This window comes from Streptomyces sp. NPDC048392, assembly GCF_043200575.1.
Classification (GTDB): Bacteria; Actinomycetota; Actinomycetes; order Streptomycetales; family Streptomycetaceae; genus Streptomyces.
The window spans coordinates 226,004-245,541 of sequence record NZ_JBICYB010000007.1 but is presented as its reverse complement, the minus strand read 5'-3'; the positions used below and the strand labels follow the sequence as shown (position 1 = coordinate 245,541).

At 71.1% G+C, this 19,538-nt stretch carries 15 protein-coding genes and 6 pseudogenes; 10 read left to right on the top strand and 11 right to left on the bottom strand.

The window, feature by feature from the left end:
- Positions 1–276: 276 nt before the first annotated feature.
- Positions 277–663 (bottom strand): DUF302 domain-containing protein, encoded by a 387-nt coding sequence (locus tag ACGFYH_RS13765; protein WP_393803328.1) that lies wholly within the window; start codon positions 661–663, stop codon positions 277–279.
- Positions 664–840: 177 nt separating this feature from the next.
- On the opposite strand from ACGFYH_RS13765, the gene ACGFYH_RS13760 reads away from it, so the two are divergent.
- The 3 genes from ACGFYH_RS13760 to ACGFYH_RS13750 are packed head-to-tail and all read left to right on the top strand — an operon-like array spanning position 841 to position 3,365.
- Positions 841–2,217, top strand: a complete 1,377-nt coding sequence (locus tag ACGFYH_RS13760; protein ID WP_393803327.1) for a rhodanese-like domain-containing protein — start codon at positions 841–843, stop codon at positions 2,215–2,217.
- A gap of 39 nt (positions 2,218–2,256) precedes the next feature.
- On the top strand, positions 2,257–2,619 hold the full coding sequence (locus ACGFYH_RS13755) for a rhodanese-like domain-containing protein (protein ID WP_393803326.1): 363 nt from the start codon (positions 2,257–2,259) through the stop codon (positions 2,617–2,619).
- Positions 2,616–3,365, top strand: a complete 750-nt coding sequence (locus ACGFYH_RS13750; RefSeq protein WP_393803325.1) for a sulfite exporter TauE/SafE family protein — start codon at positions 2,616–2,618, stop codon at positions 3,363–3,365. Before ACGFYH_RS13755 ends, ACGFYH_RS13750 begins: the two co-directional genes overlap by 4 nt.
- Before the next feature lie 30 nt (positions 3,366–3,395).
- Here the strand turns inward: ACGFYH_RS13750 and ACGFYH_RS13745 are convergent, their stop codons facing one another.
- Positions 3,396–3,677, bottom strand: a complete 282-nt coding sequence (locus ACGFYH_RS13745; protein ID WP_018845516.1) for a metal-sensitive transcriptional regulator — start codon at positions 3,675–3,677, stop codon at positions 3,396–3,398.
- Positions 3,678–3,754: 77 nt separating this feature from the next.
- Here ACGFYH_RS13745 and ACGFYH_RS13740 point away from each other — a divergent pair, with 77 nt between their 5' ends.
- The 3 genes from ACGFYH_RS13740 to ACGFYH_RS13730 all read left to right on the top strand — a co-directional run bounded on the left by ACGFYH_RS13740 (position 3,755) and on the right by ACGFYH_RS13730 (position 6,403).
- Positions 3,755–4,318, top strand: a complete 564-nt coding sequence (locus tag ACGFYH_RS13740) for a rhodanese-like domain-containing protein (protein WP_393803324.1) — start codon at positions 3,755–3,757, stop codon at positions 4,316–4,318.
- A 605-nt stretch (positions 4,319–4,923) separates the two neighbouring features.
- Complete coding sequence (locus ACGFYH_RS13735) at positions 4,924–5,937, top strand: oleate hydratase (RefSeq protein WP_393803346.1); 1,014 nt, start codon at positions 4,924–4,926, stop codon at positions 5,935–5,937.
- Positions 5,867–6,403 (top strand): hypothetical protein, encoded by a 537-nt coding sequence (locus tag ACGFYH_RS13730; protein WP_393803323.1) that lies wholly within the window; start codon positions 5,867–5,869, stop codon positions 6,401–6,403. The genes ACGFYH_RS13735 and ACGFYH_RS13730 overlap by 71 nt, the downstream gene beginning before the upstream one ends.
- Here the strand turns inward: ACGFYH_RS13730 and ACGFYH_RS13725 are convergent.
- Positions 6,360–7,151, bottom strand: a complete 792-nt coding sequence (locus ACGFYH_RS13725; protein ID WP_393803322.1) for an IS5 family transposase — start codon at positions 7,149–7,151, stop codon at positions 6,360–6,362. The genes ACGFYH_RS13730 and ACGFYH_RS13725 overlap by 44 nt on opposite strands.
- A 667-nt stretch (positions 7,152–7,818) precedes the next feature.
- On the opposite strand from ACGFYH_RS13725, the gene ACGFYH_RS13720 reads away from it, so the two are divergent.
- The gene (locus ACGFYH_RS13720; protein WP_393803321.1) at positions 7,819–8,283 is read left to right on the top strand and encodes a pyridoxamine 5'-phosphate oxidase family protein; all 465 of its coding nucleotides are present in this window, start codon (positions 7,819–7,821) and stop codon (positions 8,281–8,283) included.
- A 163-nt stretch (positions 8,284–8,446) separates the two neighbouring features.
- Here ACGFYH_RS13720 and ACGFYH_RS13715 read toward each other — a convergent pair whose 3' ends face one another.
- The 4 genes and pseudogenes from ACGFYH_RS13715 to ACGFYH_RS13700 form a co-directional block, all read right to left on the bottom strand.
- Entirely contained in the window at positions 8,447–9,328 is an 882-nt protein-coding gene (locus tag ACGFYH_RS13715) for a universal stress protein (protein ID WP_393803320.1), read from the bottom strand.
- Between the two features lie 208 nt (positions 9,329–9,536).
- Positions 9,537–9,977, bottom strand: a complete 441-nt coding sequence (locus ACGFYH_RS13710; protein WP_393803319.1) for a pyridoxamine 5'-phosphate oxidase family protein — start codon at positions 9,975–9,977, stop codon at positions 9,537–9,539.
- A 113-nt stretch (positions 9,978–10,090) separates the two neighbouring features.
- Positions 10,091–10,767: pseudogene (locus tag ACGFYH_RS13705) on the bottom strand (helix-turn-helix domain-containing protein).
- Positions 10,768–10,786: 19 nt separating this feature from the next.
- Positions 10,787–11,857, bottom strand: a complete 1,071-nt coding sequence (locus ACGFYH_RS13700; protein WP_393803318.1) for a zinc-dependent alcohol dehydrogenase family protein — start codon at positions 11,855–11,857, stop codon at positions 10,787–10,789.
- 221 nt (positions 11,858–12,078) lie between these two features.
- Between ACGFYH_RS13700 and ACGFYH_RS13695 the strand changes: the two genes are divergently transcribed.
- Complete coding sequence (locus tag ACGFYH_RS13695; protein ID WP_393803317.1) at positions 12,079–12,471, top strand: STAS domain-containing protein; 393 nt, start codon at positions 12,079–12,081, stop codon at positions 12,469–12,471.
- 280 nt (positions 12,472–12,751) lie between these two features.
- Here ACGFYH_RS13695 and ACGFYH_RS13690 read toward each other — a convergent pair whose 3' ends face one another.
- Positions 12,752–13,486, bottom strand: a complete 735-nt coding sequence (locus tag ACGFYH_RS13690) for a hypothetical protein (protein WP_393803316.1) — start codon at positions 13,484–13,486, stop codon at positions 12,752–12,754.
- 263 nt (positions 13,487–13,749) lie between these two features.
- On the opposite strand from ACGFYH_RS13690, the pseudogene ACGFYH_RS13685 reads away from it, so the two are divergent.
- Positions 13,750–14,200: pseudogene (locus ACGFYH_RS13685) on the top strand (hypothetical protein).
- 562 nt (positions 14,201–14,762) lie between these two features.
- Here the strand turns inward: ACGFYH_RS13685 and ACGFYH_RS13680 are convergent.
- The 3 pseudogenes from ACGFYH_RS13680 to ACGFYH_RS13670 all read right to left on the bottom strand — a co-directional run.
- Positions 14,763–15,494: pseudogene (locus tag ACGFYH_RS13680) on the bottom strand (CBS domain-containing protein).
- 14 nt (positions 15,495–15,508) lie between these two features.
- A pseudogene (locus ACGFYH_RS13675) lies at positions 15,509–15,949 on the bottom strand (acetate--CoA ligase family protein); the annotation flags it as partial.
- 1 nt (position 15,950) lies between these two features.
- Positions 15,951–17,438 (bottom strand): annotated as a pseudogene (locus tag ACGFYH_RS13670) (heavy metal translocating P-type ATPase); the annotation flags it as partial.
- Positions 17,439–17,691: 253 nt separating this feature from the next.
- Between ACGFYH_RS13670 and ACGFYH_RS13665 the strand changes: the two are divergent.
- Positions 17,692–19,197, top strand: a pseudogene (locus tag ACGFYH_RS13665) (ISL3 family transposase).
- The last annotated feature ends 341 nt before the right edge of the window (positions 19,198–19,538 follow it).

Below are 19,538 nucleotides of genomic sequence, written 5' to 3'. Positions count from 1 at the left end.
ATGGGGCGGGGACGACGAGTACGAGTGGGTGCGGTGAACGTACCTGGCGCCCGGGTGGGGGCCGTCACGCTCCCCGCCCGGGCGCTTGGAGCGTACGGGCCGTCTCACGGCCGCAGTGGCGGCGAAGTCCCCGGCGCGGGGCAACCGGACGCGCAGCCTCTCCACCTGCGCGACTGAGGCTCCGCTCGTCGTCACGGGCGCGCTCGGGCAGGGCTCGCGCTCCTGCGGCCCCGGGCAGCGGCACGTCGCCAGTCGGCCCGGGGCCCGGCTGGCTGGTCAGGTCAGGGCGGCCAGAGCCGCGTCCAGGCGGGCTGCGGCGTCGCCGGCGACGGGTTCGAGGGCGGGCAGGCCGCTCAGGGTGACCATGGTGTTCGGGTCGAGGGCCTGCACGAGGGTGGTGTCGCCGTCGCGGCGGACGACGACGTTGCAGGGCAGGAGCAGGCCGATGCTGCGGTCGGCTTGAAGGGCCTGGTGGGCCAGCGGCGGGTTGCAGGCGCCGAGGATCAGGTAGTCCTCCATGTCGTGGCCGAGCTTGGCCTTGAGGGTGGCTTGGACGTCGATTTCGGTCAGGATGCCGAAGCCCTGGTCGGCCAGGGCCTCGCGGACGGCGGCGACGGCAGTGTCGAAGTCGGCGTCGAGGCGGACGGTGCGGTCGTAGGACACGGACACTCCCGGGTGGTTCGGAACGACTGATCCCTCTATACCCCGCCGGGTACCCGAACGGGGTGAGGCGATGCCGGGGCGGGGGGCTCCCCGCCCGTGGAATACCCCCCCGGGTATGACTGTTAGGGTGAGTGTCCAATACCCCCCGGGGTACACCGTTCAAAAGGAGTCGTAGTCGTGTTCTTCGTCGACACCCTGGAATTCGAGGGCCTGGGCAACCGCAGCTACCTGGCCGGCGGACCCAGTGCCGCGGTGGTCATCGACCCGCCGCGCGACATCGACCAGGTCATCGCCGCAGCCGCCCGGCGCGGGGTGCGCATCGCGTACGTCGCCGAGACCCATGTGCACAACGACTACGTCACCGGCGGCCTGGAGCTGGCCCGCGTCACAGGCGCCCAGTACCTGGTACCGGCCGGGGCGCACGTGTCCTTCGCCCGCACCCCCGTCGCCGACGGCGACACCGTGATGGTGGACGAGGACCTGGCGCTGCGCGCGATCGCCACCCCCGGGCACACCCCGCACCACACCTCCTACACCCTGACCGAGGACGGGCGCGGGGTGGCGGCGTTCACCGGCGGGTCGCTGCTGATCGGCAGCGTGGGCCGTCCGGACCTGGTCGAACCGAGGCTGACCGAGGAGCTGGCCCGCGCCCAGCACGCCTCCGCGCACCGGCTGGTCGACGAGCTGGATGATGAGGTGCCGGTGCTGCCCACGCACGGTTTCGGCAGCTTCTGCTCCTCCTCGCAGGCCGAGGGGGATGCGACCACGATCGGCCAGGAACGCAAGAGCAACGACGCGCTGACCCTGGACGTGGACACCTTCGTCGCGCGGATACTCGCGGGGCTGGAGGACGTGCCCGCGTACTACGCGCACATGGGCCCGGCCAACGCCGCCGGTCCCGCCCCGCTCGACCTGACCCCGCCCCAGCGTGCGGACGGCGAGGAGATCGCCGCCCGGCTGGCCGCGGGTGAGTGGGTGGTGGACCTGCGCAGCCGCATGGCGTTCGCCGAGGGGCACGTGGCCGGGTCGTTCAACTTCGAGGGCGAGGGCAAGCTCGCCACCTACCTGGCCTGGCTGATCCCGTGGGGCAAGCCCGTCACCCTGCTCGCCGACACCCCGGAGCAGGTCGCCGACGCGCAGCGGGAGCTGGCCCGGGTCGGTATCGACCGCCCGGCCGCCGCCGCCACCGGTGACCCTGCCGGCTGGGTCCGTGAGGGCGAGCAGCTCGCCTCCTTCCCCCGCGCCCGCTTCGCCGACCTCGCCCAGGTGCGCGAGCGCGGCGAGGACGTGGTCGTCCTGGATGTGCGGCGGGATTCCGAGCGCGCGGGCGGCTTCATCGACGGCTCGGTCCACATCCCGATCCACGAACTGCACGGCCGCATCAGTGAGGTGCCCGAGGGGACGGTGTGGGTGCACTGCGCCGGCGGGATGCGCGCGGCGATCGCCGCGTCCCTACTGGATGCCGCAGGCCGTGACGTGGTCGCCGTCGACGACGGCTTCGACGCCGCCACCGAGGCGGGACTGACCCTCACCCGCCCCGGCCACACCGGCTGACACGCACCTCCGCACCACCTGCACGAAAGTGATCAGACGATGTTCTCGTATCTTCGCCGCGGCCCCGGCCGCCTCACCCCCGCCCAGGCCCACCAGCAGACCAGCGACGGCCAGGCCGTGCTGCTGGACGTCCGCGAAACACCGGAGTGGGAAGCCGGGCACGCGCCCGGCGCGCTGCACCTGCCGCTGTCCCGCCTGACGGCCGGGGCATCGCTCCCATCCTCCGCGCAGGGCAAGCCGGTGGTTGCGATCTGCCGCTCCGGCAACCGCTCCCAACAGGCCGCCAGGCTGCTGGCCGGCCGCGGCATCGAGGCCACCGACGTCACCGGCGGCATGACCGCCTGGGCCCGTGAGGGCCTGCCGGTCACCGGCGGTCAGGGTGGCGGCGGTGTCATAGCGTGAGCGCGCTGATCCTGGCCCTGGCCGCCGGGGCGGTGGTCGGGCTCGCGCTCGGCGCGCTCGGCGGGGGCGGCAGCGTCCTGGCCGTCCCGGCGCTGATCTACCTGCTCGGCTTCACCCCGGCCGCCGCCACCACCGCCAGTCTGATCATCGTCACCGCCACCTCGCTCACCGCCCTGTACGCCCACGCCCGCACCGGCAACGTCCGCTGGAAAGCCGGCGCCCTGTTCGCCGCGGCCGGACTCCTGCCCGCCGCCGCGGCCGGCGCCGCCGCGTCCCGCCTGCCGCAAGTGCTGCTGACCGCCGCGTTCGCCGCCATCACGGCCCTCGCCGCGGTGAAAATGCTGCGGCCCGGCCGGACCGGCGGCGACCGGACCACGACGGTGCGGCCGGCGAAGGCGGCTGGGACCGGAGCCGGTCTGGGGGCACTGACCGGGCTGCTCGGCGTCGGCGGAGGCTTCCTCGCCGTCCCCGCCCTGGTCGGTGTGCTCGCCTTCGAGATGCAGGCCGCCGTCGGCACCAGCCTGCTGGTCATCTCCGCGAACTCCCTCGCTTCCCTGGCCACCCGGGGCGCCACCACCGCAGGCGTCGACTGGGCGCTCATCGGCCCCTTCACCGGTGCCGCGATCCTCGGCGCCTGGGACGGCAAACGCCTGGCCACCAAGGTCGCCGGCACCCTGCTGCAGCGCACCTTCGCCGTCGTCCTGCTGGCCGTGGCCGCCTTCATGCTCATCGACGCCCTCACCTGACCCCGGCCCACGAGGACCGGGCACCGGGGGTCAGGCCAGCGAAAGGAACAGCTTCTCCAGACGGGCACGCATCTGCTCCCGGTCACCGGAAGCGGCCATGTCCGCATCGGTCAGGCAGTGCTGCAGACCGGTCGCGATGATCGCGAAACCCGCCTTGTCCAACGCCCGGGAAGCCGCAGCCAGCTGCGTGACCACGTCCTCGCAGTCCCGCCCCTCCTCGATCATCTTGATCACACCGGCGATCTGGCCCTGTGCCCGGCGCAGCCGGTTGACCACCGTCTTCAGTTCCTCAGCCGCCATCGCCAGTTCCACAACCCACACTCCTTCGAGATACCCCCTTGGGTATCCTATCGAAGGGGTAACCCCAACCGAGCAAAGGAAAATCCCCCGTGGCACCCACCACCCTTACCGCCGACCAGGCCAACGCCCGCCTGAACGAGCTGACCGTCATCGACGTCCGCACCCCCGGCGAATACGCCTCCGGCCACCTGCCCGGCGCCCACAACATCCCCCTCGACCACCTCGACGCGGCCCTGCCCGCCCTGAAGACCGCCGCCGACCGCGGCGACCTCCTCGTCGTATGCGCCTCCGGCGCCCGCTCCGCCACCGCCAGCCAGCGCCTGGCCGAGCAGGGCATCACCGCCGCCACCCTCAGTGGCGGCACCACCGCCTGGATACAGCTCGGCCACGACACCCACCGCCCCGCCGGCACCCGCACCCCCTGGGCCATGGACCGCCAGGTCCGCCTCACCGCCGGAACCCTCGTCCTGACCGGCCTCATCGCCGGACAGCGCTGGAACGCGGCACGCTGGCTGTCCGCGGGCGTCGCCGGCGGCCTCGTCTTCTCTGCCCTCACCAACACCTGCGGCCTGGCTAAGATCCTCGCCAAACTCCCCCACAACCAGCCCACCGCCACCGACCTCGATGCCACCCTCGCCGCCCTGATCAGCTGACTTCGCCAGCGCACCGGTGAGCCGCCGCACACAGCCGTCTACGGTTCGCCACCCACGCGCCATCGCCGACGCCTTGGGCGGCCTGGGTCAGACCAGGTCGCCCGTCGTCGTCGGCGAGGACCGAGATCATCCTCCCCGATGACCGCGGCCGGGGTCCGCCTGCCAGTGGGCAAGCCCAATGCGGTCGCACTGGACTCCTCTCATAAACGGGGGGCCCTTTGCCCGAGCAAGATCAAAACGAGCCGCCCGCAGATCTCGAAGGCCCGATCCGGTTCGCAGAACTTGTTCTCACTCGAAGACGGGTCCGGGGTACTTCTGAGAAACGTTTGTGACAGCATCCGGGGGCGTGACGGCCCCTCAAGAGTCTTCCGCGAGCGACGCCGACGACGTCGAGCGCCACCCCTGCCCGCTCTGCACGGCCGAGCCCGGCTCGCCGTACCGCTCGCGCTCCGGCGCGGTCGCCGGCACCTACCACACCGGCCGCTTCACCGAGGTGCCCCGGCTCGCCAAGCTCCTGCGCGTGCCCACCCCCGCCGGCCGCAGCCCCGGCCAGCCCTGGCACCCCGGTCCCGCTCGTACTCGCGCCGGACACCCCGACCGCGGACATCCGCATCGGGTACGCCCGGTGTTCGACGCTCACCCAAGAACTCCAGTCCCAGCTCGACGCGCTCGCCAAAGCACGGTATCCCGCGCGACAAGGTGTTCTCCGAGAAGATCAGCACCCGGGTCCGGGTCCGCCCCCAATTCGAGGCCGCGCTCACGCTCGCCCGACAGATCAAGGCCCACGCCCCGCACTGCCGCGTCATCTTCACCGTGTACGAGATGAAGCGCCTCGGCCGCGACGCGGCCGAACTCACCGCGCTCGCCGACCACCTCACCGCCCCCGGCCTGGTCCTGGAGATGCTCGCCGGACCACTGCCCGGGATGTACGACCCCAGCGGTCGTCCTTCGACAAGAGCGTCAAGGAGTCCCGGTGGGAGTCGTTCACGGTCACCTCCAAGGACCCCGTATTCCTCAAGGCTCTGGAAGAGTTCAGCGGCCGTCCAGCCGGCAAAGGCGGCCTGATGACCTTCACCGAGTCCAACTGGCTGCTCACCATCGTCGCGGGCCGCCAGCCCGTCTACCGCGACCAGCCGGAGGACGTCGGGGTCTGGTGGGACTACGGCCTGTTCCCCGGCCTCGCGGGCAACCACACGCCTGAGCCGATGACGATGTGCTCCGGCCGCGAGATCCTCGATGAGGTCCTGCACCACCTCCCGTTCGACGAGCGGACAACGGCCCGGAACCGGGAGACCTCGACCGTCGTCCCCTGTGTGATGCCGTACATCACCAGCCAGTTCCTGGTCCGTCGCCGCGACGACCGGCCCAGGATGGCCCCAGAGCGATCGGTCAATCTCGCCTTCATCGGACAGTTCGCCGAAAGTACTCCGTACTCAGAAGTTGTTGTCTTTCCGGACTTGAGGGCAGTGTTTCCGCTGGTCAGGAGTAGGGGCGGTGATTCTGTGGGAGTCGTGACCTGTCGTGTCGTCGCTCCCCGGGAGGTTGCGGATGCCGTCGGTTGTCGGACTGCTGGAACAGCACGAGCTCACAGCTCGCTGTCGGGTCGACGGGCTGCGTGAGGAGGCCGACCGCATCCAGGCCGAACTCGCCGTGGCCGAGCTGGAATGGCAGGAGTGGGTCATCGCCCGCAGGCGGGTCGATGCGGTGCTCGCTCCGGACGGCGGCAGCACCGCCGACACGGAGGACGTCCCGGATCCGCGGGCTGCGGGCGGGCCGGCAGCGCCCCGGGACTCGGCAAAGCCGAAGTCGCAGGTACCGGTGTGGCGTGAGGGGCTGTCCTGGTCAGCGCTGTCGGTGGACTACCAGCGCATCCTGCAGGCGCTCGCGGACCGGGACCGGCTCCATCAAGGGCCGCTGACCTGCCAGGAGATGGCCGCCGCGTTCGGCATGGACGCGGTGCCGGCGCGGGTGGAGGCACTGCGGTCGAAGGCGAAACGCCTGGTCGCGCGCGGCTGGCTGACTGAGCCCGCGCCGGGCCGGTTCATGCTCGCGAAGGCCGTGGCCGGGCCAGGCGACGGGTCATGAGCAGGGTCATCGACCAGTAGACCATCGCCTCGGCGCTGGTGGTGCGGCGTTCGTAGTCGCGTGCCAGGCGGCGGGTGCGCATCAGGTGGGCGAAGAGCCGCTCGACGATCCACCGCTTGGGCAGGACCACGAAGCCACGCATGTCGTCGCTGCGTTTGACGATCGCGAGGACCAGGGCGAGCGTGGCCAGGCAGTACTCGACGAGGGGGCCGGTGTAGCCGCCGTCCGCCCAGACCAGGGCGAGGCGGTGGTGCGCGTTGGCGGCCTGCCCGAGCAGGACCTGGGCGGCAGCGCGGTCGCCGGTGTCCGCGGCGGTGACCATCACGCCCAGCAGCAGACCGAGGGTGTCGACCACGACGTGCCGCTTGCGCCCGTTGATCAGCTTGCCGCCGTCGAAGCCACGGCTGTCGGCGCCGACGACGGCGTCCGCCTTGACGGACTGCGAGTCGATCACGCCGGCCATCGGCTCCGCGTCCCGCCCCTCCCTCTCGCGGATCCCCGATCGCAGCCGGTCGTGGAACTCCTGGACCAGGGCGTGGTCGCGCCAACGGCGGAAGAATGCGTATGCCCGGTCCCATGGCGGGAAGTCGGCGGGCATGGCCCGCCACTTGATCCCGTTGTCGACGAGGTAGCGGATCGCATCCAACAGCGCCCGGTGGCAGTACGCCTCCGGCTGCCCGCCCCGGCCGCGCAACCACCCGGGCACCGGCAGCAGCGGCCGGACCACGGCCCACTCCGCGTCCGTCATGTCCGAGGGATACCGCCGAACACGTTCCGGGTGATCGGCCGCATTCCCGAACCGGTGAGCGACACAATCACACGTCGGTGCAGCCGAGTTGGACTCCACCGGCGCGAACACGTACAACTGCGGCAACAGGGTCTCCTGGATCTCGGTCGGCTTCGCAACCCCGAGCTACCAAGAGGCCCTGCCTTCATGCCCGCGACCAGCTGCGATCACCCGATCGAGACTCCCGTTCGACACACACCCCTCAAGATCGGAACGACAACAGCTACTCACCGCTTGGACGGCAGTGGCGCAGCTGCTGAGACTGGACCAGCAGCCGCCGGAGGTCTACAAGGGCCACCACGAACCCCGCGTACTGACCGCCGCCCTGGAGACCATGCACCGTAAGTAAGCCCCCGGGTGTGCAGGACGTCCGGCCCCACCGTCGGGGACCATCGGGAACAGAACGGTCCGCGAGACAGTCAAGGCAGGAGCGGCACCGATCCCCCGCGGTGTCGCTCCGTTCACGTCACCACGCGGTTCCTCCGAGCCAGGGACCACCAGACGTCGGCCTGGGGCCGAACGGCCCTGGCGCGGGAGGCTTCCGAGCAGTTCGAATGGCCTGGTCGGGCGCACCTGTGGCTGCGGGAGACAGAGAACTGTGAGCGATGCAACGATACGGAAACCTGCGATGGCCGGTGGCGACGGCCCGTCGAACTCCCCGGGAACGCACGGGAGTGTGGACCTGGTCGGCGTGGAGGCGCTACGGCTCCTGGGCAACCTGTCCTTGGGACGGATCGTCTTCACGCGACACGCGTTGCCGACCGTCCGTCCGGTCAACCACGTCCTGGTCGACGGCGACATCGTCATCCGTACCCATGGTGACGCCACGCTGACCCGGTACACCCGCCAGAGCGGCGGCGAGGGGGTCGTCGTCGCCTACGAGGCCGACGACATCGACACCGACACCCATCTCGGCTGGAGCGTGGTCGTCACGGGCTATGCGCGGCTGGTCACCGATCCGCAGGAACTGGCGCGCTACCGGGCCTTGTTGCGGCCCTGGGGGACACAGAGGATGGATCACGCCGTCCGCATCCACCCGGATCTGATCACCGGGCTGCGCCTCACGGCCCACGATCCACCCGCGTCCGCGTGAACGACGTCGGTCGTGCGGCACCACCGCGACCGGAGCGACCGCGTGCCGCACGAGATTGTGCAGCGAAGGAAGAGGCGACGCTCCAGCCGTGAACCACCCGCAGACCGGCGGTACGCCTGGCTGCGGCCTCGAACGCGAACGTGGCCCCGGCGGGGAGACCCGCTCACCGGCGAACGGCTCCCGTTTGTGTGACTGTTGCTCTCCGCATGTTCGACACGGAGGGCGGAACGACGACCACGGGGCAGTGCGCGCGGTGCAGCAGTGTGTGGACGACCGGGCCCAGGCGCGGGCCGAGCACGCTCGTACGGCGGTGGACGCCGATGACGACCACGGCTGCCTCTCGGGTCGCCTCCAGCAGCACGTCCTCGGGAGCCGTACGGACCGTGTGGCTCACCACCACGACATCCGGGTGCTGTTCCCGCAGACGAGCCAGTGCGTAGCGAGGTACGGCCTCCTCCGCCCGGGCCTCACGGGCAGACCGATCCTGGCCCGGACTGCGTGCCGGCACGAGGGAGGGCAGTTCGGGGGTGACGTGCCTATGGCTCCAGGCATGCAGAACGCGAAGCCTCACGCCACGCCGCTCGGCTTCCTGGAAAGCGTACGCCGCTGCCGGCGCGTCCCTGTCGTCCTCCAGGCCCAGCAGCACGTCCTGTCCGTCGTCGCACGGGTGGTCCCCGCGTACGACCAGGAGCGGGCCCTGCGCGAGCGCGGCCAGCCGCAGACCCACCGAGCCGAACGCCACGCCGGTCAAGGCGCCCAAACCCCGTGTCCCCACGACGGTCAACACCGCGTCAGCGCTCTCGCGCGCCAGCGCGTGCACGGGACCGCCTTCTGCGGCGACCATGACCACCGACAGACCCGGATGCCGCTGCCGTACCCGCGCCACGGCGGAACCCAGGACCGGTGCTGCCTCGTCACGGTCGGAAACCGCGTACACCACACGCAGGTCGGCGCCGTGACGCGCCGCCTCCCCCGCGGCCCAGTCCAGCGCCCGTGTGGAGACCAAGGAGCCGTCCACTCCGACGACTACACGATGGAGCGTCATGGCCGTACCTCCCTTTCTGTGAGTGATCTTCCGGTGGAGGCGACGTCCGACGAGGGCACCGGCCTCCTTGGACGATGCTCGTCGTACGCCGACGCCCTGGGCAGACGCCGAGAAGGCCCCATGGAGACGCCGAACGGCCCTTGTCCCAAGGGCCGTTCGGGTGCCCGGGCGGGGCGAGGGTCTGAGGCGGGTAACCGCTGCTCGGGCTTCAGGAGGGGAGTTGCACGCCGTACATGCTGCGGCCGCCGACGAGTTCGCGCCCCGTGACCAGCTCGGGGTCGATGCGTACGAAGACCTCCTGCCGCGCCGGCGCCCAGGAACGCGGTCCGCTCCGCAGGAGCCGTGCGTGCTCGGCGGGGTCAGTGATCACGGTCGCCGAGCCGGTGACGACGACGCTCCAGCCGGAGTGCGCGGCGGCGTCGACCGCGTCGGCCTCAAAGGCGACCACCGCTCCGTCGACGGCGCTCACCAACTGCGAGAGGGCCGAAGTGCGCAGCAGCACCGCGCCGTCGCGGTCCAGGCGGAAGTTGACTGGCAGGACGGCGGGCAACGCCTGGCGCGTGTACACGATGCGCCCCACGGGCACCTTGGCCAGCAGACGCATGCACTCCTGCCGGTCCAGTTCGCGGAATCCGTCGTTGGCATCCATCTGCCTTCTCGTCTCTCACCTGACAGAGCGGTACTGACTGGTCCATCGTCGAACGGTGAGGGAGCCCGCGGCCAGGGACCATCGGTCCCTGGCCGCCCTGAGAAGGACCCGGTTCAGACCGAGATCCGGCGTCCCGTGACGGCGAACGGTTCGATGCGCACCCACAGATCGCGTCGCCCCCCGGCCCACGGCGTGCTGTACATGTGTTGCGCGAGCCGCTGCTCCTCACCGAGATCCGTCACCATGCGCGCGTGGCCGCGCACCAGCACGCTCCAGCCTTCGCTGAACGCGTCGTCGATGCGGTCGACCTCGAAGGCGACCTGGCAGCCGGGCGCCAGTGACGGCGTCGCACCGCTTGCGGTCCTGAAGACGATCGTGCCGTCGACGACGCTGTAGTTGACGGGGACGATCACCGGGCCCTGGGCCGTGGGCACCCCGAGCCTTCCCACACCGTGCGTGGAGAGCAGGTCACCACACTCGGTCCTGCTCAGCTCGGTGAACTCGGGGGCGTGCCCGGCCTGTCCAGGTCCAGGCGGCCGATCGGCGTCGCCTCCGGTGAGGGCGGACACCGTTGTCTGCAACACTCCCGCCAATCTGAGCAGTGCGCCTCGGCTCGGCGCGGCCCCGGAATGCTCCTCCAGATGCCTCAGATAGCCGGGGACCATGTCCGCTCTGGCGGCCGTCTCCTCTCGCGTCAAACCGAGCTGGACACGGCGTGCCGCGAGTCGGCGGCGCCCAGATCGCCTGCGAGCGGGCCCTCCGTCACGTTCCCCTGTGTCTGTTCGGCCATGCCCCGTCACGTCCTCTCGTCAGGCCGCCCGGACGGCGACCTCCTCGTGCGACCGTCCGCCGAGCACCACTTTGAGCGCGCCGGTGTCGGCGGCCCGGGCGAAGACGTCGTACGCCTCCTCCATGTGGTCCAGCGGGAAGGTGTGGGTGACCAGCTGCGCGGTGGGTAGCCGGCCGGCGGCGGCCATGCGCAGCAAGGTGGGCGTCGAGTGGGTGTCCACCAGACCGGTCGTGATGGTCACGTTCTTGATCCACAGGTCTTCCAGGTGCAGCGTGGCGGGCTTGCCGTGTACGCCGACGTTGGCCACGTGGCCGCCGGGCCGCACCACGCGGGTGCACAGCTCGAAGCTCTCCGGCACGCCGACCGCCTCGATGACCACGTCCGCGCCGAGCCCGTCGGTGAGATCGGCGATCAGCTGCTCGGGGTCCTCGCGGGCGTCGGCCACCGCGTCGGCACCGAGCCGCCTGGCGGCCTCCAGCCGGGACGCGGCCAGGTCGACGGCGACGATCCTCTCGGGCGCGAACAGATGCGCCGTGGCAATCGCCGCGAGACCGATAGGACCGGCTCCGACGACGGCGACGGTGTCGCCCGGACGTACGTGCCCGTTGAGGACACCCACCTCGTAGGAGGTCGGGAAGATGTCCGCCAGCAGGACGGCGTCCTTGCTCTCGACCGTGCTGGGCAACGCGTGAACGGACAGGTCGGCGTAGGGGACGCGGACGTACTCGGCCTGGGTGCCGTCGATCAAGTGGCCGAGGATCCAGCCTCCGCCGCCCCTGCACTGGCCGTAGGCGCTCTCGCGGCAGTAGCGGCAGCGGCCGCAGGCACTGATGCAGGAGACCAGCACGCGATCACCCGGACGTACGGTCCGGACGTCGCTGCCGACCTCCACGATCTCGCCAACGGCCTCATGGCCCAGAACCGTGCCTGGGCGCACTTCGGGAACGTCGCCCTTCAGGATGTGCAGGTCCGTGCCGCAGATGGTGACGGCTCCGACCCGCACAATGGCGTCGGTGGGCTCCTTGACGGCGGGGTCCGGGACATCCTCCCAGGCGGACTGCCCCGGCCCGTGAAAGACGTAGCCTTTCATCTCGCTCCTCACCATCCTTCACTTGAGTACCGGTATTGCCCCACGGATCCAGCTTGTCCGGTATTCGCCGACTCCGCTTGGGCCGTCCGGCCCCCACCGCCTGCCGGACGGGTCTTTGCAGCCGACCAGCGACGGAAAGGCACGCGTGCCCCGGTCGAACCCGCCCGAAAGGGACCGAACGGCCCTTCCGCGCACCCCGCCGGCCCCGCTTTTCTCTCTTCATGGCCGACAAGCACACGAGGTCCATGCCGTACCGCACGCTTCGCACCGCCGGCGGCGCGACCGTCGTGACCCTGCAGGGCGAGATAGACGTTCTGGCGGCACCTGCGCTGGCAGCGCGCCTGGACGTGCTGACAGCGGGTCCGTGCCCCGATCTGGTGCTCGACCTGCGTCCCGTGTCCTTCATCGACTGCGCCGGGCTGGGTGTGCTGTGCCGGGTACGCAACCGCGCACAGGCTCGGCACGGCCGGCTGCGGCTGGTCGCCGACAGTTCCCGCTTCCTTCGGATCCTCCACGGCACGGGTTTGAGCGGCGTCTTCGACATCCATTCCCGGTGGCCCGAGGACTTCACCGGTGCGTCGGTCGCGGACCCCGTGTCCGCATCAGCCGGCTGAGTCAGCCCGATGACGCGTCCTCTGCCCGCGTGGCTTGCCGCACAACCCGACCTGATGTGCGGCGCGGGGTGGCCGGGCCTTCCGGGCCGTATCCGAGGCGCATGAGCAGCTGGGGATGCACGGCACCGTCAGGGACGACGAGCAAGGCGTCCCGCGGGTCCTCCCACTCGACCGCCTGATGCATCAGACACGCGAAGGCCGTACGCCGTCGCGACGAGCCAGACGTGCTCCAGCGCCTGTCCGGCACGCAGCCAGTCGACTCGGCGGTCGTGATCGGTGCTCAGCAGGGCGATGACCGGGTCCGCCTCGAAGGGCCGCGCGGTGAGCTTTTCGGGATGTCGCTGTGCGGTGAAGTCGCGCAGCAGGAGCCTCTCCCAGGCGTCCTGCGGCCCCAGGGCCGTTCGCGGCAGACCCGCGTCGGGCGCCGGTTCCAGATCCCGGTGCACCCAGTGCCGGCCCTCGCCGCCCGGTCCGCGTGGAGGCGGTTGCGCCGCTCGGCCTCGGCGGTCATTCGCAGCAGACGGGTCGTCTCCACCCCCTCGGAGAAGTGCAGCCATGCGCCTTCCGCGCGGGCCACCGCCCTGAGTTCGTCGCATACCGACACGGGGAGCGGCCGGTCCGAGAACGGAAAGCGGCTGCTGTGTCTGCGCCAGATCGCCTCGTAGAGGTCGAAGCCCAGTTCCTCCCCTGTTCGGGCAGTGAGCTCGGCGGCCCACACGGTGGCGAGCAGGCCGGGGTCCTCAGGGCTGGGCAGCGAATGTGTGACAGGTGACCAACCGAAGTGGGCCAGCGCGACCCGCAGGTTGAACACGCAGGCCCCGACGGAGAGGAGCAGCGCACGGCCTGTGGGGTCCGCCTGCCGCATGCCCCGTTCGGGAGCGGCACACACCTGGAACGTCACCGTGTCGGAGTCCAGCCGGAAGCGCCACGGCTGGGTGTTGTGGATCGAGGGCGCGGCCACCGCTGCGGAGAAACAACTCTTCAGGATCGCGGCGCCGAACGAGGTGTTCTCCATGGTGCCCTCCTCGCACGTGGGCGTCGAACGGATGGTTCCCGTCCCTACGAGCGTGGCGCCTCGACCCCGCGGTCGTCAGGGGGCGAGGGACCTGCGCAGGCGTCCGGACGGACCCTGAGGCGCTTGGGCTGAACGGCCCTGCCCGGCGGCGAAGCCGGTCCCGACCGGCCCTGCGGCGGCACCTCGTCGGCCCATGTCGGGACAGGGCGCCGGCTGCGACCTCCGGATGTGTCACCACGACGACGAGAGGGAGGTGCAGACCGATGCCCAAAGGCGAGTACGCCAAGAAGCGGCTGTGGCGGTGGCGGAACAATCCGCTGCGGCGGCATGACGACATCATCGAGGCCTGGATCGTGCTGGCCGTGTGGGCGATCGTCGCCGTGGGGGGGCACCGTCGTCGGGCTGGTGACGGCCCACGCCGCGGGAGAGGTGTTCGAGCAGCAGCGAGCCGAGCGACGGTCTGTCCGGGCCGTGCTCCTGAACGACGTGCCGCGAGGCGTCACCGCGATCGGCGGCACCACCCCCGCGCCGACGGGCTCGACGGAGGCCGCGATCGAGTCGGGCTTCCTGGCCACCGCGGCCGCGACCGCCCTCGCCGGCCTGGTGGTCGGCGCCGGAGCGGTCGCCCGGTGGCGGCTCGACCGGCGCCGCATCGACGGGTGGGACCGGGAATGGGATTTGGTGGGACCGCGATGGGGCCACAAAACCGGCTGACCACGCCACGGATCCCGGGCTCCAGGCCGAGGGCGGCCTGGAGCTTCCCTGCGTGTCGGATACGCGGCTGCCCCGCCCGCCCCGGCGCTGCGGGCCGTTCGGCCCCTGCCCGGGCGCGAAGACGCACGCCAGTCTGTGCTGCGAGGTGCGCGTCCCGCTGCGCCGGAAAAGGCGGACTGTGATGGAAAGGGCGATTCTTGTCCGTACCGGCCCGTCGGCGCACAGCTGGTGCATGCCTGGCCGCCTCCTTCCTGTGCCGCCGAGTGGCCTTTCGGCGTGCCGGAGAGGGACCGGGCGACCTGGAAGGACCACGAGGTGAAGCTCCCGGCCGACGCGCTGCGCCCGTGGCGTGAAAGATGCCCGGAGGTGCCGGTGCTCGAGGACGTGCTTGTGCTCCCTCTGGCTCAGGCTCTCCTCCACCAGTCCGACAGCGCCGCACTGGTCGTCGTGGGCCGCAGGCCCGGTACGGAGTGGGGCGAGGTCGTGCGGGCTCTCGTTCACGAGGCGGCGTGCCCCGTTGTAGGTGACCAACACGGTGCCGGTCATGGCGGTCCGCCTCCTTTCACATCCGGCGCAGCCAGTCGTCGGCTACGCCGTGCAGTGCGTGGTCGTCGGTGCGCAGCCGCGCGTCGTCGAGTCGGTAGGTGAGCCGGTTGACCGCATCGACCACACCATCTGTCCGACGGGTCATGGACAGCGCGATCTCCGTCTCGCTCTTGCGCTCCATGTGTCCGGTGAGCGTGACGACGCCCTCCGCCACGGTGACCTCGACACTGCGTGGCGCCAGCCACAGCGCGTGCACCAGGACTTCCTTGATCACCTCGTCGCGGATCTCCGCGTCGGGCCTCAGGAAGATTTGGAGGAGGTCGCGGCGTGTGACGATGCCGACGAGCCGGTCCTCCTAGTCGAGGACGGGGAGCCGTTCCACGTGCCGCTGGGCCATGGTGCGGGCGGCCTGGACGATGGTGTCGTCGGCGTGCACCGTGACGGGCGGCTGCGTCATCAGCTCGGCGGCAGTGCGTGCCTTGCCCTTGGCGGCCTGGCGCTTGCCGCCGGGCGTCAGCTCGCCGAGCCGCACGCGGTGCTTCGGCTCGTACGAGTCGGCAACGGTCGCCTGGTGCATCAGCAGGTCCGTCTCGGACAGGACACCGATGACCTTGTCGTCCTCGTCCACCACCGGCAGTCCGCTGATCCCGTGGGTGGCGAGCAGTCGGGCCACCTCCTTGAACGGTGTGCCGTACGCGGCGCGGACGACCTGCGTGGTCATCACGGAGCCGACCTTGTTGTGCCTCATGGCCGTTTCCCTTCTCAGCGCAGCCGGCGCAGATACGGGTCCTGGGGGCGACGTGGCAGCAGGCGTGCCCGCGCGTCGAGCACGGTGACGCCGCCCGGTGCCGCAAGGACGGGGTTGAAGTCGGCCTCAGCGAGTTGCGGCAGGTCCGCCGCCATCCGGGACAGCCGCAGCAGTAGCTGTTCCAGGTCTTCGAGGTCGACGGGCGTGCTCCCGTTCGTGCCGAGCAGCAGCGGGGCACACCGCGGCGAGGTGATCAGTTCGTGCACGTCGCGGTCGGTCAGGGGGGCCAGGCGGGCCGCGTGGTCAGCCAGTATCTCGGTCGCCGTACCGCCGAGCCCGAACAGGACGAGCGGGCCGAAGACCTCGTCCTGGACGACGCCAGCGAACAACTCGGTACCGCGGGCGGCCAGTGGCTGCAGGACCACACCCGTCATCAACCCCGCGAACCGCGTCTCATTTGCCGGCGGGAAGCTGACCGGCCCGGACCTCGTCGAGGCCCAGCACCGCTCCCACTTCGCGGGCGGGCTCGGCACGGTCACCGGTGAGCATCAGCAGCCGGGTCAACCCCGCCGACCGCAGGCGACGGACGGTGCGCGGGGCGTCGTGGCGCAGCGGGTCCTGGAGCAGGACGGCGCCGGCGAGGGCGTCGTCGACGGTGAGCCAGGCGATGGCGGCGCCGTCGAGAACGGCACGGTTGTCCACGGCGCAGGCCCAGTCGGGGAGTGCTGTCTGCGGGATGCCGCACCTGCCGAGTCCGAGGCGGAGGCCCTCCACGGTGCCGGCGGGTCCTCGTCCGGGTTCCTCCGTGGCATCGGCGGGCATGGCGAGCGTGAGGCCCCTGGCTCGTGCTTCGCGGACGATCGCGTCGGCCAGCACATGCGCAGAAACCTGGTCGAGCGAGGCGGCCAGCCGCAGCACGTCGGACGGGGACCGCCCCGGGGCGGCGGCGACCGCCAGGACGCGCGGTCGGCCGGCGGTCAGGGTGCCGGTCTTGTCCATCACCAGGGTGCGCGCCCGGCCCAGGCGCTCCAGCGCGCCGCCATCCCTGACGACGACACCGCGGCGGGCCGCCCGGGACAGTCCGGAGACGATGGCGACCGGCGCCGCGAGCAGCAAAGGGCAGGGGGTCGCCACGACCAGGACGGCGACCGCCCGTACGGCGGATCCGCTCAGCAGCCAGGCGAGACCGGCCAACCCCACCGACAGCGGCAGGAACCAGGCCGCGTAGCGCTCCGCCAGCCGGACGGTCGGTGCCCGCTCCGCACCCGCGTGCTGAGCCAGCCGTACGATCTCCGCGTACGTGCTGTCCTGCGCGGCGGCGGTCGCCCGGAGTTCGAAGACACCGCCCGCGTTGACGACGCCGCTGCGTACGGCTTCGTCCGTGCCGCGTTCGATCTGGACGGACTCGCCGGTCAGCACGGACTCGTCGAGTTCCGCCGTACCGGCCAGGACCCTGCCGTCGACGGGGACCACGTCTCCTGTGCCGATCACGAGAACGTCGCCCACGGCGACATCGGCGAGCGGGACCACTGCCACCCGGCGGCCCGTCCGGCGGCGGGCCGAGCGGGGGGCGTGCTCCAGAAGGGCACGCAGGTCGTGGGAGGCCCGCCGCTCGGCCGCGGCGTCCAGAGCCCGGCCGATGGCCAGCATCGACGCGATCAGCGCACCCGCCAGGTACTCGCCCACCGCGAGGGCTCCGGCCAGCGCCAGCACGGCGATCAGGTCGACGCCGGCCCGTCCCTTCCGCAGTGCGGCCACGACCCAGGCCACGGCGGGCACCACGGCCAGCACCGTGCCGGCCGCCCAGCAGGCGTCGGCGACGTTCTGGTTCCCGGCCGACCAGGCAATTCCGCCGCTCAGCAGGGCGACCGTCGTCGTGACCAGCAGTGCCGGTTCGAGCAGTCGACGGACACCGTCGGCCTTCGGCCTCGGTCCGTCCCCGATAGCTCCCCTGTGCGTCACGACAGCGGCCCTCCGGCTTCTCCGGGATGCTCGCGCGCCGGCGCGGGAGCATCCCCGGTGTCGTTGGGTGTCCTCGGGTGTCTATGCAACCGCGCGTGCCGCGCGGCACGCGAGGGCCGAACGGTCCACAACGAGGGCCTATCGGTTAATCGGCTCTGGCCCGTAATGGGTGGTAACTAAGGGTGACAGTCATCGTTGGCATGGTGTGCGCGATGTCAATGAGCTTGTGGCGATAGTGTTTTCAGGATTGTCGGCCCTGGTCATCGAGGGGGTGACGGGCGAGGGTGAGGTCATCCGGGTGTCGGCACGGACCCGGGATGATCCGGTGCCGTGTCCCGCATGCGGGACGCGAACAGCGCGGGTGCACGGGTTTCATAGGCGGATGCTCACTGACGTGCCGGTGGACGGGCGGCGGATCGCCGTCTCGGTGCGGGTCCGCCGCCTGGTGTGCCCGGTTCTCGACTGCCCGCGGCAGACATTCCGCGAGCAGGTTCCCGGCGTCGTGGAGCGCTACCAGCGCCGCACCAACCGCCTGACCAGCCAACTGGGCTCGGTAGTGCGGGAGTTAGCGGGCCGGGCGGGCGCCCGCCTCTCCCTCGTTCTGGCCTGCGGGATCTCCCGCTCGACCGCCCTGCGCATACTCATGTGCCAGGTGGTGGCACCGCTGCGCGTCCCGCGCGTGCCCGGCGTCGACGACTTCGCACTCAAACGCCGGCACCGCTACGCCACCGTGATCATCGACGCAGAGACCGGCGAGCGGATCGACGTCCTGCCCGACCGCAGCCCAGACCCTGACCACGTGGCTGCGCGAGCACCCCGGGGCCCAGTACGTCTGCCGCGACGGCTCCGCCACCTACGCCGAAGCGATTCGCCAAGCCCTGCCCGAAGCGGTGCAGGTCAGCGACCGGTGGCATCTCTGGTCCAATCTGTGCGGCAAGGTCCTGGCCGAAGTCCGCTCCCACGCCGCCTGCTGGGCCACTGCTGTGAACCCCACCCGACCCGGGGGCGTGCGCGAGCAGACCACCCGCGAGCGCTGGCAGCGGGTCCACCACCTGCTCGACCAGGGCGTCGGCCTCCTCGAATGCGCCCGCCGCCTCGACGTCGCCCTGAACACCGTCAAGCGGTATGCCCGGATGAAGGAGCCCACCGGCGACCGCCGCGCACCCCGCTACAAGCCCACACTCGTCGACCCCTACCGCGACCACCTGCGCCGGCGCCGGAGCGAAGACCCCCCCGTGCCCGTCACTCACCTCCTGCGCGAGATCAAGGATCTGGGCTACACCGGCAGCGCCAACCTCCTGGTCCGTTACCTCACCCAGGGCCGCGCCGAGGGCGACAAGCCGGTCACCACCCCGCAGCGTTTCGCCCGGCTCCTGCTCACCCGCCCCGAGAACCTGCGCGACAAGGACACCGCACTACTGCGGGAACTCACCGCAGCCTGCGTCGAGATGCACGAACTCAGCTGCCTCACCGGTGAGTTCGCTCAGCTACTGACTCCAGCGGAGGGCAACGACGCCAAACTCACCGACTGGATCACCAGGGCGCGCATCGTCGACCTGCCCCACCTGCACTCCTTCGCGAACGGCCTCGAACTCGACCGCGCCGCCGTCGACGCCGGCCTCACCCGCCCCTACCACAACGGCCGCACCGAGGGCGTCAACACCCGAACCAAACGGATCATGAGACAGATGCACGGCCGAGCCGGGTTCCCCCTGCTCCGCACCGCATCCTCCTCCAATGACTACTACGCAGCGTTACCACCGATTACGGGCCAGAGCCGTTCGTTTGACAGACCCCTACGGCGCCTGCGCGACGAGTCGATATCGGTGCGGAGCTGGTCGGGGTGCGACTGCGGTTCCACGGGCAAGATGGCTCCTTGAGGCTGGCCTGAGCCTGATAGCGGCAGCGGCTCGCGCTCTGCTCTGGCCGAATTCCAAACGTCCTTGACACCCGCCCTGTGCCACCGCCAAGAGTCACCGGACGAGCCACAGCCATGGTCGTGAGAATCGCCGCTTTGGCCAACCGGCGATCCCCCGCTATGTTGCCGCGCTGCTCCGGCCACCCGGATTCACGGAGCTGTGG

Bases quoted from the DNA above. Each gene is read 5' to 3' on its own strand.
- ACGFYH_RS13755 (WP_393803326.1), top strand. From the start codon at position 2,257: ATGTTCTCGTATCTTCGCCGCGGCCCCGGCCGCCTCACCCCCGCCCAG.
- ACGFYH_RS13730 (WP_393803323.1), top strand. From the start codon at position 5,867: ATGCCGTCGGTTGTCGGACTGCTGGAACAGCACGAGCTCACAGCTCGC.
- ACGFYH_RS13725 (WP_393803322.1), bottom strand. From the start codon at position 7,151: ATGACGGACGCGGAGTGGGCCGTGGTCCGGCCGCTGCTGCCGGTGCCC.
- ACGFYH_RS13720 (WP_393803321.1), top strand. From the start codon at position 7,819: ATGGCCGGTGGCGACGGCCCGTCGAACTCCCCGGGAACGCACGGGAGT.
- ACGFYH_RS13715 (WP_393803320.1), bottom strand. From the start codon at position 9,328: ATGACGCTCCATCGTGTAGTCGTCGGAGTGGACGGCTCCTTGGTCTCC.
- ACGFYH_RS13710 (WP_393803319.1), bottom strand. From the start codon at position 9,977: ATGGATGCCAACGACGGATTCCGCGAACTGGACCGGCAGGAGTGCATG.
- ACGFYH_RS13700 (WP_393803318.1), bottom strand. From the start codon at position 11,857: ATGAAAGGCTACGTCTTTCACGGGCCGGGGCAGTCCGCCTGGGAGGAT.
- ACGFYH_RS13695 (WP_393803317.1), top strand. From the start codon at position 12,079: ATGGCCGACAAGCACACGAGGTCCATGCCGTACCGCACGCTTCGCACC.
- ACGFYH_RS13690 (WP_393803316.1), bottom strand. From the start codon at position 13,486: ATGGAGAACACCTCGTTCGGCGCCGCGATCCTGAAGAGTTGTTTCTCC.